Origin of the sequence: Fictibacillus sp. 18YEL24, assembly GCF_015903855.1 — a bacterium.
GTDB lineage: Bacteria > Bacillota > Bacilli > Bacillales > Fictibacillaceae > Fictibacillus > Fictibacillus phosphorivorans_C.
In genome coordinates this window covers 101,496-117,510 of the sequence record NZ_JACZDT010000003.1, presented here as the reverse complement: position 1 = coordinate 117,510, position 16,015 = coordinate 101,496, and the positions used below count along the sequence as shown (strand labels likewise).

General features: G+C 38.1%; 17 protein-coding genes. 10 read left to right on the top strand and 7 right to left on the bottom strand.

What is annotated here, in order from left to right; all coding sequences use genetic code 11:
• Positions 1–176 precede the first annotated feature (176 nt).
• The 3 genes from HU823_RS10960 to HU823_RS10950 are packed head-to-tail and all read left to right on the top strand — an operon-like array spanning position 177 to position 3,030.
• Positions 177–773, top strand: a complete 597-nt coding sequence (locus HU823_RS10960; protein WP_197222074.1) for an ArsR/SmtB family transcription factor — start codon at positions 177–179, stop codon at positions 771–773.
• Between the two features lies 1 nt (position 774).
• Positions 775–2,022, top strand: coding sequence for an MFS transporter (locus tag HU823_RS10955; protein WP_197222073.1), 1,248 nt, complete (start codon positions 775–777; stop codon positions 2,020–2,022).
• A 9-nt stretch (positions 2,023–2,031) separates the two neighbouring features.
• Positions 2,032–3,030: an NAD-dependent epimerase/dehydratase family protein gene (locus HU823_RS10950; protein WP_197222072.1), complete on the top strand. Its 999-nt coding sequence runs from the start codon at positions 2,032–2,034 to the stop codon at positions 3,028–3,030.
• Between the two features lie 265 nt (positions 3,031–3,295).
• Here the strand turns inward: HU823_RS10950 and HU823_RS10945 are convergent, their stop codons facing one another.
• The gene (locus HU823_RS10945) at positions 3,296–3,925 is read right to left on the bottom strand and encodes a hypothetical protein (RefSeq protein WP_066391504.1); all 630 of its coding nucleotides are present in this window, start codon (positions 3,923–3,925) and stop codon (positions 3,296–3,298) included.
• A 325-nt stretch (positions 3,926–4,250) separates the two neighbouring features.
• Here HU823_RS10945 and HU823_RS10940 point away from each other — a divergent pair, with 325 nt between their 5' ends.
• Both HU823_RS10940 and HU823_RS10935 read left to right on the top strand, forming a co-directional pair.
• A complete protein-coding gene (locus tag HU823_RS10940) occupies positions 4,251–4,784 on the top strand; it encodes a histidine phosphatase family protein (protein ID WP_197222071.1) in 534 nt (177 codons plus the stop codon).
• 88 nt (positions 4,785–4,872) lie between these two features.
• Positions 4,873–5,484 (top strand): CAP domain-containing protein, encoded by a 612-nt coding sequence (locus HU823_RS10935; protein ID WP_137790473.1) that lies wholly within the window; start codon positions 4,873–4,875, stop codon positions 5,482–5,484.
• Between the two features lie 55 nt (positions 5,485–5,539).
• Here HU823_RS10935 and HU823_RS10930 read toward each other — a convergent pair whose 3' ends face one another.
• From HU823_RS10930 to HU823_RS10915, 4 genes are all read right to left on the bottom strand, one after another.
• Positions 5,540–6,961 carry an ATP-binding protein gene (locus HU823_RS10930; protein ID WP_197222070.1) on the bottom strand — a complete coding sequence of 474 codons (1,422 nt, stop codon included), beginning with the start codon at positions 6,959–6,961 and terminating at the stop codon, positions 5,540–5,542.
• A gap of 258 nt (positions 6,962–7,219) precedes the next feature.
• Positions 7,220–7,771: a TlpA disulfide reductase family protein gene (locus tag HU823_RS10925; RefSeq protein ID WP_186320593.1), complete on the bottom strand. Its 552-nt coding sequence runs from the start codon at positions 7,769–7,771 to the stop codon at positions 7,220–7,222.
• Between the two features lie 175 nt (positions 7,772–7,946).
• Positions 7,947–8,702, bottom strand: a complete 756-nt coding sequence (locus HU823_RS10920; RefSeq protein WP_197222069.1) for an anti-sigma factor — start codon at positions 8,700–8,702, stop codon at positions 7,947–7,949.
• Entirely contained in the window at positions 8,683–9,252 is a 570-nt protein-coding gene (locus HU823_RS10915; RefSeq protein WP_144702732.1) for an RNA polymerase sigma factor, read from the bottom strand. Before HU823_RS10915 ends, HU823_RS10920 begins: the two co-directional genes overlap by 20 nt.
• A gap of 223 nt (positions 9,253–9,475) precedes the next feature.
• On the opposite strand from HU823_RS10915, the gene motA reads away from it, so the two are divergent.
• Together motA and motB are read left to right on the top strand one after the other, a co-directional pair.
• Positions 9,476–10,261, top strand: a complete 786-nt coding sequence (gene motA / locus HU823_RS10910; RefSeq protein ID WP_137790478.1) for a flagellar motor stator protein MotA — start codon at positions 9,476–9,478, stop codon at positions 10,259–10,261.
• On the top strand, positions 10,251–11,027 hold the full coding sequence (gene motB, locus HU823_RS10905; protein ID WP_370630084.1) for a flagellar motor protein MotB: 777 nt from the start codon (positions 10,251–10,253) through the stop codon (positions 11,025–11,027). The genes motA and motB overlap by 11 nt, the downstream gene beginning before the upstream one ends.
• A 263-nt stretch (positions 11,028–11,290) precedes the next feature.
• On the opposite strand, the gene HU823_RS10900 is transcribed toward motB, so the two are convergent.
• Positions 11,291–12,556 (bottom strand): M48 family metallopeptidase, encoded by a 1,266-nt coding sequence (locus HU823_RS10900; RefSeq protein WP_231607415.1) that lies wholly within the window; start codon positions 12,554–12,556, stop codon positions 11,291–11,293.
• 87 nt (positions 12,557–12,643) lie between these two features.
• Positions 12,644–13,471, bottom strand: a complete 828-nt coding sequence (locus HU823_RS10895) for an HAD family hydrolase (RefSeq protein WP_197222068.1) — start codon at positions 13,469–13,471, stop codon at positions 12,644–12,646.
• A gap of 143 nt (positions 13,472–13,614) precedes the next feature.
• Between HU823_RS10895 and HU823_RS10890 the strand changes: the two genes are divergently transcribed.
• From HU823_RS10890 to HU823_RS10880, 3 genes are read left to right on the top strand one after another with little or no spacing between them, the layout of a single operon-like run.
• The gene (locus HU823_RS10890) at positions 13,615–14,019 is read left to right on the top strand and encodes a GntR family transcriptional regulator (RefSeq protein ID WP_144702740.1); all 405 of its coding nucleotides are present in this window, start codon (positions 13,615–13,617) and stop codon (positions 14,017–14,019) included.
• Positions 14,003–14,887: an ABC transporter ATP-binding protein gene (locus HU823_RS10885; RefSeq protein ID WP_197222067.1), complete on the top strand. Its 885-nt coding sequence runs from the start codon at positions 14,003–14,005 to the stop codon at positions 14,885–14,887. Before HU823_RS10890 ends, HU823_RS10885 begins: the two co-directional genes overlap by 17 nt.
• Positions 14,877–15,929, top strand: a complete 1,053-nt coding sequence (locus tag HU823_RS10880; protein ID WP_197222066.1) for an ABC transporter permease subunit — start codon at positions 14,877–14,879, stop codon at positions 15,927–15,929. The genes HU823_RS10885 and HU823_RS10880 overlap by 11 nt, the downstream gene beginning before the upstream one ends.
• Positions 15,930–16,015: the final 86 nt, after the last annotated feature.

Below are 16,015 nucleotides of genomic sequence, written 5' to 3'. Positions count from 1 at the left end.
CATACTATGAACCTCCAGCCTCTAAGTTGTAATGCGAATATTATACTAACATTATACAAGAATTTTCATAACATTTGAACTATTATTTACAAATAATGTGTAAAAGAGTTGACGACTAGCATATAAATAGGATATATTACGTTCAAATATATTTGAACGTTTCAGGAGTGTTGAACATGCAGGAAATTTATCATATACGCGAAGTTGAGCAATTAAAGGTTATCTCTGACCCGTTGCGTATCAAAATCCTATGGGAGATATTAGAGGAAGCTAAGACAGGAAAGATCTTATCAGACTTATTAGAAGTTCCAGCACCAAAGATTCATTACCACCTTAAGGAACTTGAACGTGTAGGTTTAATTAACGTTGAGAGAACAGAAGAAAAGAATGGCATTATACAAAAGTTCTACAGACCTGTGGCTCACTCATTTTCGATTGCCGAAATATTGCCCGATCAACGTCATGCTGTAAGAGATGAACTTTCAGATGCATTAAAAGAAAATATATTAGTTTCTCTTGATAAGACAAAATCTATGGTTCGCAAATTAGATCCTGAAATACTGGCTTACTCAGATTCTCCTCTTAAATTTGGTTATATACATGTAAAACTTTCTTCCGATCAAGTAAAACTGTTACATGACAAGGCAAAAGAAATATCTGACTTAATCTCAGAATTTAAGAAGAATGAAAGTGACGATGGTGAGATCTATCACTACTTTATGCTCTCTTTTCCTTTGAAAGACACACCTTATCCTGAAGAGGAGTTAGAGTAAGATGGCTGAAACAATAGCTGTACTCCAGAAAAGTGAAACAGAGTCTTTATTCAGAAAACGTTCATTCCTATTCATATGGGCGATAACGATCTGTTCTTCTTTTTCAATCGCCATCTTTCAATTCTCACAGAGTTGGTATGTTGTGAAGACTCTAGATAAAGAAGCCTCACTCGGCATTGTATTTATTGCAGCAAACGTTCCTCGTATTTTATTCATGGCTATTGGCGGCGTTCTAGCGGATCGAGTCAGCCGTACGAAAATTTTGTTTGTCGCTAACTTTCTAAGAACCCTTTTGTTAGTCGGGTTGTTGATCATGCTTGCAACAGGACATCTCTCGCTCCTGTCTTTTATCATTTTTGGTTTGTTTTTCGGGGCACTTGATGCTTTTGTATGGCCAGCAAACGGATCTCTTCTGCCTAATGTTGTCGACCAATCTCAATTAACACGTGCAAATTCAGTCATTCAGACCACCCAACAAAGCTCGTTAATACTTGGACCGATGATTGGAGGTCTTCTTGTTGCAAGTAGCGGAGGATACATACTCTCGTTCGGTGTACCCGCTGTGATGCTGCTGCTCTCTGCCATCCTTGCTTATATGTTAAATATCCCAGCTACCATGAGTTCAAGCACAGCAAATCCTGGCATGTGGCTATCTATAAAAGAGGGCATTGATGTAGTAAGACAATCCGCTTTTTTAAAAGCACTCTTTCTTAGTACGATCTTCCTTAATGTTTTCGTAATCGGACCTTTGATGATGGGTTTGCCGATCTTCGTGAAAAACGTGCTCGACGGAACCGCACTTGATTTTAGCTTTATTGAAGGTGCTATGGCTCTAGGCATGCTCATTAGCTCCGTTATTATAGGTATCTTAAACGTTAAGAAAAGACGCGGACTGATGGTGACAGTTTCTTTATTCACCATGAACATATTCTTTTTCTTATTTAGTCAAAGTTCCACCCTTTTTGCTTGTATGTTGACGATTTTCTTTATTGGCATTACGTTTCCCGCAACGAATATACCGCTTATTTCAGCGGTACAATCTTCCGTTGATAAGAATCTTCTAGGCAGATTGATGGGTTTGCTAACCATGGCAAGTATGGGGCTTGCTCCTTTATCACTTGCAGCAACGTCCATGTTGATCTCTTATGGCTTTTCTATTGAAAACATTATGTCTCTAGGTGCACTCTCTTTAATTGTTGTTAATCTTTTGATCATGTGGAAACTTCCTGCTTTAAGAAAAATGGAATAGGTGGTGTAGATGATGAAAGTATTACTTATTGGCGGCACTCGTTTTTTAGGAAAACATGTAGCAGATTCTTTTAACAACAATCATCATGAAGTGACTTTGTTTCATAGAGGGAAAACATCAAAGAAAGGGTTAACAGAAAACGTTCATGAGATTATTGGTGACAGAGATCTTGATCTGTCTTCACTTAAGAGTGAATCTTGGGACATTGTAGTGGATACGTGTGGTTATTTTCCGAGGCAGGTCCGTAAATCAGCTGAAGCACTCCAGAAAGAAGGAACTTTCTATATCTTTATTTCTTCAGTATCTGTTTATAAAGATCAGTCCGTTCGAAACATTACGGAGGAAGCGCAAACCGCTGACCTTATTGATCCAACCATTACTGAGATCGGTGAACATTACGGTGCCCTTAAAGCAGCTTGTGAACAAGAGGTCTTAGAGATATTCGGTGAGAATGCATTGATCGTACGTCCAGGTTTGATTGTTGGCCCCCATGATTACACAGATCGTTTCACATATTGGCCAGACAGGGGTGTTCGAGGCGGAGAAATTTTAATCCCTGAGATGAAAGATCCGACCGTTCGATTCATTGATGTTCGTGATCTAGCGAATTGGATCGTACGGATGGCTGAGAATAAGGAGAACGGGATCTATCAAGCAGTTGGAGGTGTGTATGACTTCAATGAGGTTGTTCAAAAATGTTTGCGAAGTCAAGAACACTCGACAATCGTTCCTGTGGCCGAATCCTTCTTGTTAAAGGAGAACGTCGGCGAATGGGTTGAGTTGCCACTTTGGATATCAAGTGAAGATTATCGTGGTCTTGATTATGCGGATGATTCTAAAGCGATAAACAAAGGATTGATTTTTCGACCGATAGAAGAAACGATAAAAGATACTGCAGATTGGTCTCAAAGCCGAAACTTAAAACCAGATGACTGGAAAGCAGGCTTACATCCTGATAAAGAAAAGCAGCTTCTAAAAAAATGGAACGAAAGTGTAAAGTTAAGCTAAAGAGAAATAATTTCTTCTATTTTTCAAAAATACATGAATGCCCATGGCACTTGTCCATACCATTTGACTCCTCAGGACATATAGTATGATTGTGAGATACAAAATCTCTCCTGTTGGCAAGAGGCCGGCAGAGCAATTCCCTACCCCCCATTTCTTCATCATGCGTTCGGTTTTCTTTACCATAATCCTTTTTTAAGGATTATGGCTTTTTTTTTAGATAAAAAGGGAGTTTATTTAACTCACTCCCTTTTAAAACACAGATTTTTTATCTTGGAAATCGCTTAGGATCATCATGAAAATGGATATATTTTTTTAGATGATCAGGCAGTTCCCCTTTTTGAAAAACATGTTGAATATCAGAGAGCGGAATCTCTAAACGTGCCAATGAGGGATACAACGGAAGAATTTCTTTTGGTTCATAAGATTGCTGATAACTCGTGATCGCTTCATTCGTCTCTTTTTCAACAGATTGACGATACGCATGAATCTCTTGTATCTGTTTGACCATCATCAAGTACTCTGCTTTCAAACGTTCAAGCTGATGTATTTTCTTTTCCATACTATTCTTAGCCGTGTCTAGCTCTCTGTCGCGTGAAGAATAAACCGTTTTTAAATACTCGGACAACCTATCATCTCGGTTTTCTTTTAATTCATCCAGCTGTTCCATGGCATTACGTTCTTTCTCCATCGCTAACAAGTATTTATTCTTTACTTCTGTTAAATCATCCATCGTGATTTTTGAGTTTCTAACACCGTATGAATTTAATAACTCTTCATACTCATTTGAAGACCATTCTTTTTGTTTATGTAGTTGCTGCCACTTTTCTTGAGCGCGAGCAATATCGATATCGTATTCTTTTTTCATTTGCTTAAAATGGTTTAATTCAGGATACATAACAATCTCCCTTCGTTTTTCAACATTCATAGTATTCGGGAGGGTTTTGGGTTTACGTCTCGAAAGTTTAAACAACTGTTTAAATTGAGTGATGATAGGAAATTCTGTGATGTTCTTTAAAGTGTTGGTTTCCGTTTCAGGTGCTTCGCTTTCCGCGGGGCAGGCGGTGAGCCACATTCCAACGTTTCAGGTTTAAGTGTCTCACCTGCCCACCTGTCCCGCAGGAGTCTCGCACCCTACACTCCAATCAACTTATCAATGAAGCTTAAGAGACTTAACATCAACACCTTGTTTAGTATTACCTAATAGAAAGAAGGATTAATTCATGAAGATTACAGCAATTAGACATTGTAAAGCGGAAGGTCAAGAAAGTAATTCTCCATTAACTGCTCAAGGAAAACAGCAAGCCAAAGAACTGGCTGTCTTTTTGGAGGGTCACCATTTTGATTGTGTGATCTCGAGTCCATTCAAAAGAGCCATCGACACCATTAAACCTTTTGCAGAGTTAAGTGAGCAATCTATAAAGATAGATGAACGATTGGCTGAACGTATTCTATCTGCTGAAGCTGACCCCAATTGGAGAAGTAATCTAGAACGTACATATATAGAAGAACATCTAAAGTTTCCTGGTGGCGAGTCCACATTTGAAGCAAAGCAAAGAATCTCTTCCTTCATTAATTACTTGAAAAATGAATCCTATAAATCCGTTCTGATTATTACGCATGGAAATCTGCTTAGCTTGATGATTAATTTGTTTGATTCATCATTCGGTTTTAAGGAATGGGAGCTTCTCTCCAATCCAGATGTGTATCTTATTGATGTTTCTTTAAAAGATGTATCCAAGCTTTGGGTGTCTTAAACTGGTACATAATTCCAGACCCCCAACCCTCCTCATAAAATCCCGAAACCTGTACACGTAAGATAAATTATTAGGAGGGAAACATCTTATGAAAAAATTAGTAGTAGCATCAGTATTAGGCGCTTCCCTATTCGGCGCAAACGCAGGAATCTCAGAAGCGGCATCTTCATGCCCGTTCGCTTCTTTAAATAATAACCAAACTCAACAAGCTCAGGCAGCTCCAGCTCCACAACAGCAACAACAAGCTGCACCAGCACCACAACAAGAGCAAGCAAAAGCTCCAGCTGAAGCAGCACCAAAAGCTGAAGCAGGTGCAGAACTAACTGCACAAGAGAAACAAATGTTAAATCTTGTAAACCAAGAGCGTGAAAAACAAGGATTGCCAGCACTTAAAGCTGATCCTGAATTAACAAAAGTTGCACGCGTTAAAGCAAAAGATATGATCGACAACAACTATTTCGACCACAATTCACCAACTTACGGTTCTCCATTTGATATGATGAAGAAATTTGGTGTTGAATATAACACAGCTGGTGAGAACCTTGCAGGTAATTCATCTGTAGATGGTGCTCACACTAGCCTAATGAACTCTCAAGGTCACCGTGAGAACATCCTTAAGTCTGAATACACTAGCGTTGGTATCGGTGTAGTAGATGGTGGACAATACGGTAAAATGTTCGTTCAAATGTTTAAAGGATAATAAATATTAAAAAGCTTTCCCGCTGCGGGAAAGCTTTTTTCGTTCGCTTAGCTCATTAATGAATGGGAATCGTAATGGTAAACATCGTACCTTTTCCTTTTTTACTTTTCACATCTAATCTCCCGTTATGATGTTTGATGATGTTTGTGCTTACCATCAAACCTAAGCCTGTACCTTCGTCTTTTGTCGTAAAAAAGGGTTTACCGATCTTCTTCATGACCGTTTCATCCATACCGCATCCATAGTCACGTATTTGAACATGAAGAAAATCTTTATTTCTAGATGACTTCATGTTAATTTCTACACAATCTCCAACAGCAGAAGCTTCGATCGCGTTCTTCAAAAAGTTGATGAAAACTTGTTTAAGCTGCATAGGATCACAAAAAACAAGTGGAATCTGATCTTCTAAATCTTTTTTGATCTCAATATTCTTCATAATAGCTTGTGTGTTCAGCAAATCTACTGTGTCATTAATAATATCGGTCACACATGACATCATAAAATTTTGTGAATTGCTTTTAGATAGTACTAAAAACTCCTTAATGATATGTTCAATTCGATCAACCTCAGTAAGAATTATCGTTAAATATTGATCGAATTCATCTGTTTGATTCTGGATGAGTTGAACAAAACCTTTTAAAGAAGTTAAAGGATTGCGTATTTCATGTGCCACGCCCGCTGCAAGCTCTCCCACAACATTTAACGCTTCCGCTTTTAATAATTTTTGTTCTGTAAGCTTCTGATCTGTCACATCTTTCAAAATCGTAACATGTAAGTCATCTACGATATCTTTCTCACAAGAGTATTGGATTTCTTTCACCAGACCATCTGGTGTCTTGTAACGGAACTCTCCTTCAATCTTTTTTCCATTCAAGACTTCTTTCCATTTCTTTCGGATTAACTCTTTACCATTTCCTACAAAAAATTGGTCTGCACTGATTCCTATAAGTTCTTCTTTAGAAAGTTGCAATAGTTCGCAAGCACGGTCGTTCACTTCGGCAATCTCCATATTTGAACGACATAGAACAATCGCTTCTAGTGCATGATTAAACAACTGTTTAAACTTTTTTAAATTTTGTACAGTTGTCCGTTCTTCCTCTCTAATCGATGTTATATAGGATGTTCCCACAACCTCTATAACATCATGATTATTTCCTGTTATCGGATAAAAAGTTGTGCGGATACTTCTAACGCCTAACAGAATATCTGTGCTTTGGATCGAACCTGAAAATGCTCTTTCTAATGGTTCGGTCCACTCTGCGATTAACTCTTTGTTAAATAGGTCATGTAGGTTTGTTCCTGGTAAAGGTTTTATGGATACACCGAGTTCATCTAGCATAGAACCTACAGAATAGGTAAACTTATATTCACCCTCACCATCTCTTCTCAAACCGAAAAGATGGATAGGACAATGATTAAGTGAATGGTGAAAATCGGCAATACGTTTAATTTCGACTTCTTCATATTGCTTGTTCATTAATTAGTCCCCTTCTTATTTACAGAATTTCCTGATCTGTTGCTCGGGCTATTATGAGATTTAACCACTTCATCTTTGTTTTCACTAAACTTTTTAATTCGACAAAATTATTGTTTTCCCTATTGGACAACTTTCCCATTTTTTACAATCAACTATACGGGTCTTTTGAAGTGTTTTCCAAAATAAACTATTTCAACTTAAAAGAAATAAAATAAAAAAGCCTTCTACCAAAATTGGTCAAAGGCTTTAAAACAATAATTACCTATTCATCTTGTTGATTTCATCCTTCATGAAGTCGTAATCCATTGGACCTATATGTGAATTACTGATCATTCCTTTTTCATCGATAAAATAGCTAGTAGGGATCGACACGGCTCTAAACTGTTTTCCTATTGTATTCTTTTCATCAAGAGGAATAGGAAAAGACAGCTCATATTCTTTAACGAACTTGCTTACTTTCTCTGTATTTGTTTCAGAGTACTCAAGATTAACTGCTAAAATTTCTACATCTTTGTTCTTATAATCTCTATAGAACTTCTCCATTTCGGGCATTTCCTCCCTGCACGGGGGACACCACGTAGCCCAAAAGTTCACAATTACTTTTTTTCCACGATAATCCTTTAAGTCGACTTGTTTTCCGTCTAGCGTTTTTAATGAAAAGGTAGGTGCTGTGCTCCCTTGTTTTAATCCAGTATTTTCTTCTTCCTTAACTTCAGTTCGTGGTTCTTCCTTCTTATCGATAGCTGTATAAAATGCTAGACCAATCAATCCAGCAAATAAGAGAAGGATCACGATTGATTTTATTCTCAATATAATTCCTCATTTCCAATTGGTTCACTAAAATTTATTATAGAGGATTTCATACTGCAACTGCAAAGTTCCTCCTATGCTCATAAGTAAAGAGTAACATGCGACAGAGTGGATCATTTGTCCTAAAAATTAGAAAAGACAACAACTTATGTTTAAGCTGTTGTCTCCCGGGTACTTATAAATTAGAGGCCATCACAATCGTGCCAACTGGCTTTTTACTGTTTGGAGTTGGTTCATGTGAGATTGCAACTGCATCCCAATTGTGTTCGCCTTCGAATTTAACAGGGAACACCACTGCGCCGTTTCCATTTTCATCTGGTGTGAATGTGCCAGCTCGATAAGGTTTGTCTCCTTCAATCAGCCAAACCTGATAAGTCTCGGTTCCTTTGACTTGTGTTAGATTATTCGTCTGAACAACAAGGTTCATCGTATCATTCTCTTGTACCATTGATGCTACACCTGTCGAATCTGTCTCTTCAGACGCAAGTTGAACTGTCTTGAACGTTTTGTTGATCTGCTCTTCGATCACTTGTTCATTTTTGTTGTTCTCATTAAATAGATAAGCATTCGTACCAAGTGATAACAATAGACCAGCTGCAAGTAAACCTTGTATCCATGGTTTTGATTTGCGTTGGGTAATAGGAGAAACCGTTGTCGTTAATTCATCGGTTTTGTTAACAGACTGTTTTTCTTGATGTGTAAAGCTTGAGTTAGAAGCCGTAACATTTGTTAAAATACGTTCTTTCATACCAATCGGAGGTTGTGCCTCTTCTGATAAATATGGAAGATCGGCTGTTAGGTCTTGCCATTCTGCCCATTCTTCTTGACATGCATCGCATTGCTTTAAGTGTTTTTCAAAGGCATCTTTTTCTTTACCTTCTAGCAAGCCATTATAATATTCCAGCAGATTATCACAAGTTTTCTGTTCCATATTTATCCCCCCTCTCTCGATAGATCTTTTTTAAATGTTTCAGTGCTAAACGTATCCTTCCTTTTACCGTACCGAGAGGAATGTTCTTTCGCTCTGCAATGTCTGATTGTGAATAGCCTTTGAAATAGAACATCTCTACAATATCTTGCTGCTCTTCTGTTAACGAAGAAACGGCTTCCTTCAAGCTCTCTCTTTCCTCGTTCCATGTAACGGTCTCTTCTACACTCTCAGTTCGTTCGTAATCTATATCTTTTTCTAATATCTCAACTTCATTTTTTTGCTGCTTTCGTATTAAATCAATACAGGCATTTCGTGTAACGGTTAAAAGCCATGAAGAAAATTTCCCTTTATCCTCTGAATAGAGTCCCTTTTTTCGCCACAGTTTCATAAAAACGTCTTGAACTGCCTCTTCAGCCAACTCTTTTTGTCTCAACATTTTAAATGAAAAAGAAAACAATAGCTTTTCATAACGATCATACAGCATTTCAAGGGCTTCTTTATTTTCTTCTTGAACTTTTAAATAAAGTTCGTAATCAGAAGTTCTACCCATCTTTTGTCTCCTTTACTGCACACAGAATAAATCTATCATATCAAAATGAGGCAGTATTTGTCTTTTTTTACGATGGATGTATAAAGATAACGTTAAATAAAGCAATTTGGATCACATTTTTTCCAACTTTTATCATTAAGTTTCCCTTTATCTTTCCGATATAAAAGAAAATATAGCTCAAGTAAAAGATACAGAATTTAAAGATAAAGTGAGGAACATCATTATGGATCGCACAACATTAATCGGAGTCATTCTAGGCATATTGGCTGTAGGTGTCGGAATGTTTTTAAAAGGCGCAAGTCCGACAGCCTTATTGAACCCAGCTGCATTGCTTATTATATTTGCAGGAACTGCAGCAGCTATCCTCATCGCATTTCCGTTGAACGAAATCAAAAAGATTCCTGCTCTTTTCAAGATTTTATTTAAAGAACAAAAGCTCATCGATATGAAAGAGCTTGTCACGATTTTTATTGAATGGGCAACCGTCGCTCGTAAAGAAGGATTGCTCGCATTAGAACCAAAAGCCGAAGAAGTGGATGATCCGTTCCTACAACAAGGAATCAAGATGATCGTGGATGGTCAGCCTCCTGAATTTATTAAAGATGTCTTAATGAAAGACTTAGAAACGATGGAAGAACGTCATGCGAGCAACGCTACGATCTTTACGCAAGCTGGTACATACGCTCCGACTCTTGGTGTATTAGGTGCCGTAGTAGGATTGGTTGCAGCACTAGGAAATATGGCCGACATCACCGCTTTAGGTAAAGCGATCTCAGCAGCCTTTATTGCTACGTTGTTTGGTATTTTTTCTGGTTATGTACTGTGGCACCCTTTCGCTAACAAGTTAAAACGAAAATCAAAAAAAGAAATCATGATTAAAGAGATCATGATCGAAGGACTGTTGTCTATTCAAGACGGGACTTCACCAAAAATTCTAGAAGAAAAACTCTTAACGTATATTCCAACTAGCGAACGTGATCAATACAAAGCGGGTGGTTCTGTTGGCTAAGAAGAAAAAACATCATGATGAACATGTGGATGAATCTTGGCTCATTCCTTATGCAGACATGCTCACGCTTTTGTTGGCATTATTCATTGTATTGTTTGCTATGAGTGAGATCGATGCTCAGAAGTTCAAACAGATGGCAAGTGCTTTTCGAAATGAATTCACAGGCGGAACAGGCGTCATGGAAGAACAAGTACCCATTCCTTCTCCCGACTCTACTCCCATACCTGATGCTCAAAAAGAAGTCATATCCAAGGAAGAAAAAGAACAGCTAGAAGCAGCAAAAAAAGAACTTGAACAATTAGAAGAGATGGAAAAAAAGATCAATGCCTATATTGAAACAAACAAACTTGATTCTAGTCTGCAAACAAAGCTGACTGAAAACGGCTTGTTGATCACCATCTTAGATAATGCTCTGTTCGACTCTGGAAGTGCTACAGTTAAGCCTGGATCTATTGAGATCGGAAAAAAACTTTCTGATCTACTCGTGACTACACCACCACGAAATATTGTCATCGCTGGCCATACCGATAACGTACCGATCAGCACTGCAAACTTTCAATCGAACTGGGAACTCAGCGCGTTAAGAGGGATCAACTTTATGCGCGTTCTGCTCGAGAATCCTTCATTGAAACCGAACCAAGTCAGCGCAAGCGGTTATGGAGAATATCGTCCAAAGTCAGAGAATAAAACTCCAGAAGGCCGAGCAAAAAACCGCCGTGTAGAAGTACTGGTCCTGCCAAATGTTAGTTTGAAAGCTGTGCAGTGATTTAGAGCTGCGTATGACGATGTTAGAAATATGTGGAGAAGTGATGGGAATCGATCATAAATCTCGAGAATCGATCATAAATCTCGAGAATCGATCATAAATCCTGAGAATCGCCCATAAGTCTCGAGAATCGCTCACAAATTTTTAGAATCGCTCACAAACACATTTCACACAACTCTTTCTTCACACCACATCTAATACATCCATAAAAAAACTGGCTTCTAAAAGTGGTTATCCACTGTCAAAGAAGCCAGTTTTCATCTTTATTCCATCTTTTTACTCGTTTTATAGCTATCCAAGAAATGAATACGCTCCAGCATGGTCGGATGGCCGTATAAGAACCATTTTACAAGCTTTGGTGGGTTCACTTCGCTTAAAGAAACGGTCGCGAGTTCTTGGAAAGCCCCTACTGCGGCTTTCGGGTTATTAGTCATCTGAATGGCATACAGATCAGCGTCACGTTCTGCTTTTCTTGAAACCGCATTTTCGACCGGAGATACAGCAAAGCTTAACAGAGAAAAGATCAATAGCAGTGCGGGAAGTGCCGCTAGATCTCCTATCCCTTTTATCCCCCATGACTTTCCGTACTTCTCGACCCATTTTCGATAGATGATATTTCCGAGCCATAATCCTAAGAACGATAGGACAACAGATGAAATCAAGTTCCAATATAGATGGTTCATCACATAATGACCAATCTCATGAGCCATTACGAACAAGACTTGATTATCACTTAATTTATTTAATGTGGTATCCCATAGGACGATTCGCAAGTTTGATCCGATTCCATTTACATAAGCATTTAATGCATTTGTTTTTTCAGACATGTTCACTTCATACACATTTTCAGCCGGAATGTCAGCTCTTTCTGCTATATCTAAAATTTTTCCTTTTAGCACTTCATCCTGAAGCGGATAGAACTTGTTATACAAGGGATCGATCACTACAGGCTGAATAAAATAAAGAAACAAAGTAAACGGCACCGAAAGCAGCCACGCGTAAAGCCACCATCTTTTTTCGTATTTCTTGATCAACCAATACATTACAGCCACCATCACGGTTGTTAACAACCAGTTGATCCAGAAATCCACTAGTCCATCCCTCATCCAGCTGTGGAACGATTGAACGGATATATTGTAACTTTTGGAAACGGTGAAACTGTAGTAGCGGAGCGGGAATGTTAACACCCAGCTAGCAAACGAAAGCAACAGCACGTAAAGACCGGTGTGTATAATAGAGAATCTAGTTAACCCACTAGAAGTCTTTCGGAACCATTTCGATAATCCAAACCCTAGAACAAACAGATAGATCAACCATTCTAGCGGCACAGAAATGAAGTAGATGAAATCTTTGATCCTTGAAAAATCAGTGCTAAGTTCTAGTTCACGGTCAGTCATAAAAACTGCTGGATCCGCAGCAGAGCCTTTTAGATCTACAGGCAAGTTTGCGTCTGCTCCTTGAAACAAGTAAAACCACATCAAACCCGCGTATATCGCAAAGCCGATTACAAACCATAACGATTTTTTCAAAGCATGCGCCCCCCTTTATTACCTACTATAAAGTGTAGGGCGATTTGTCCAAATTAGAACAAGCTTTCATAAAATACTTTGAGAATCTTAGAGAGCATTGGCTAAAGTTGGAACGACATGAAGGTTTTCATGCTCTACATCAATGGAATTAGGCTGGATGTATACCGCTCTTAATCCCATTAGAAGTGCTGGTGCGATTTCATTTATAAAATTATCACCAATCGATACTGCTTCATGTGGCTGTACGCCGTATTCATTCAATATCGTCTTTAATTTTTCTTTCGTCTTTAACGGTTTTTCACTTTCCGTATAAAGAGCATGAAACAGGTCATGAAGCTCTAACTCATGTAACAAGCGTTTCACATCTTCTTTTTCGCTGTTCGTTAAGAGAACCACCTTTTTCTTCTCTTTTAAACGTTGCAATGCCTGTTTAAGGCCAGGTGTTTTCGATAGCTGGAACTGATCGGTTACCATGTACTCTTTTGTAGCATTGTAGCATTCCCATGTATCTGCTTGTTTCAAGCCGAAATGCATAGCTGTAGCATATGGCAGCCACCAACCATCACCGATCGCGATCAATCGTTCAAAATCATACACAAGCTCCCCTGAGAATTCTGCTCTTACTTTATCCTGTGGCCACTCTTCTCCATTAAAGGATATTACTTTTGTTACTTGCAGGGTCATGGGATCAACTGTAACACTTGCATCATTCTTGATATCATACACTTTTCCGATCCCAACGGGGTGTGTTCCTTTCTTCATACTCTCATATGTATCCCAAAAAGCTTTCTGTTTATCATCAGACACCCTTTTTTGTAACAAGCGGCAGTAATAATCAAAATGGTCTGTATCTTCATATAGCGTTCCGTCCAAGTCAAAAATAAGTAACTTTGCATCATCAATAATCGATTTCACGTCTCATCCCTCCTACTTTCATTGTAGTAATCCTACTCAAAAAAAGTAAAGAAAAGTACGTTGACATAAATTTACTAATCTTGTATGTTATAAGTGTACTATACACAGTAATACACACATATAGTATATAAAGGTGGGATAACATGATATTGAATTTAGATCCCCGAAGCAATACACCGATATGGGAACAAGTCGTTCATCAGATCAAGGAATTGATCTTGCGAGAAATTTTGTTGCCAGAAGAAAAATTGCCTTCGGTACGCGAACTATCAGGAACATTACTGATCAATCCAAATACAGTGAGTAAGGCTTATCAAGAATTAGAGCGCCAAGGGATCATTGAGACCTTGAGAGGCAAAGGCACGTTCGTTTCCGCTTCTATCGTACCTAAAGCAGATGATCAAAAGATTACGGAATTGAAACAACAGCTTAAACAGCTATTTATTGAAGCTTCCTATCTAGGTATCGATCACCAAACATTATCAAAGTGGTTGAAAAACTTTTCAGAAGAGCTTGGGGGTAAAGACAGTCATGCTGAGAGTGAATAATATTAGTAAAACGATAGAAGGGTCTCAAGTGTTAGATCATGTGAACATTACACTTGAACCAGGTACAATTGCAGGTTTGGTCGGAAGAAACGGTGTTGGAAAGTCTACGCTGCTTCGCGTGATCGCCGGTATTTTAGATCCTGATGAGGGACAAGTGCTCTTTAATGATACAGATATTCATCAAGATCCTCAGGTTAAACAAAAGATCACGTATGTACCTGACTCGACTGAGATTTTAAAGAGCTATAGCGTGAAAGAGATCGTAAAGCTTTACGATGCGATTTACGAAGATTTTGATGTTGTGTACTTCTACTCTCTTCTGGATCGCTTTAAACTTCCTAAGAATAAAAAGATCAGAACATACTCTAAAGGAATGAAGGCATTGTTCTTAATGATCCTTTCTTTTTCAACGAAATCGGATCTGATTATTTTAGATGAACCAACAAACGGACTTGATCCTATCGTGAAAAGAAATATCTTGCAATTTATTATTGAAGAAGTGAGCGAGCGACAGTTATGTGTTCTCATCTCTACTCATCATTTAGAGGAAGTAGAGAAGATGGCAGATGTTCTTATCATGATTAAAGAAGGACGAATTGAATCCACAACCTCTATTGAGGATGCGAAATCATCGTTCCGCAAAGTACAAGTTGTTTACAAACACTCTCTGCCTGAAAAGATTGAGCAATTGAACAACGTGCATATCTTAAATCAAACAGGACGTGTCTATACATTGATGATCGAAGGTAACATTGACGCGACACTTGAAAAGATGAACTCAGAGAATCCGCTATTATTAGAAGAACTACCTATGACACTCGAAGATATTTTCATTTCAACACTTGGAGGTGAATCACATGTTTCATAGAGCATTGTGGATGAGGAACCAAAAACTAGGAAGTCCTGCCGTATGGGGAATCTATATTTCGTTGTTTATGTTTCTGCCGTATTCTTTTTTTGGAAAAGCACAAAACATGTTAACTGAAAAAAATAATCCGTATCGTGATGCACCTGAGAACTATTACTTAAACTTTCATTTTACTGGTTCCGATATCGTATTATTTCTCTTTTTAGTAGTAGGATTAGCTGCACTTTTAGTGGGCAGTGAACGTACGTCTCATGCTACTGATCTAACGTTCTCACTTCCGTTTAAACGTAAAGATATCTTTCTTTCAAAATGGATCTTTGGAGTTGGTCATATAACAACTGGCCTTTTGGTTAACTTGTTAGTTTGTATGCTTATCGTAAAGTTTACTATTCTTTCAGAAGTAACGGATGCAGCATTTCTTTTTGAATTCATGATGATCGTTATTCCGTTTTCTATCGCTATATTCTCTTTTAGTCTTTTTATTGGGACAGTTGCAGGCAGTCTAGTCTCACAATTAGTGTTAAGTGGTATCTTTCTACTTTTCCCGATTGGGTTTTTATCTCTAATTGCATCGTTTTTAGAGTACCACGGGATTTCTATTAATCGTGATGCACACACCACTCAAGTATTTGGTGATTTAATCAATAGTTTAACACTGCCAATACCTATCATTGATTTCCGTTATGATATAAATCTTTCAACAGAAAATTCTTTTACTGAATTCTCACATATACCTTATGTCATGTTACTCATTCCACTAGCTTATACGATTCTATCCGTAGTTTTTGGAACTTGGCTCTTTAGCAGGACTAAGAACGAGAACAACGGTAGATTACTTGTTTTTGAAAAAGGAAGAGGATTCTTTACCTTTGGCGTTGTATTGTGCTTTGCTCTAACGTTCGGAATGTTAGGTGGCGGTATATTTGGCGACTATGATTCAAGATCTTTAATAGGCTATTACTTATCTGCAGCAATAGGCGGCGTTCTAGCATACTTTATGTTGAAAAAATTGATTCATTTCCGTATGCAGTTTGGCAAATAAAGAGAAGAGCGGACAATATGTTCGCTCTTTTTTGTTTGCCTTATTTTTGTTTGGGCATCCTGATAACAGTAACAGCACATGTAAAT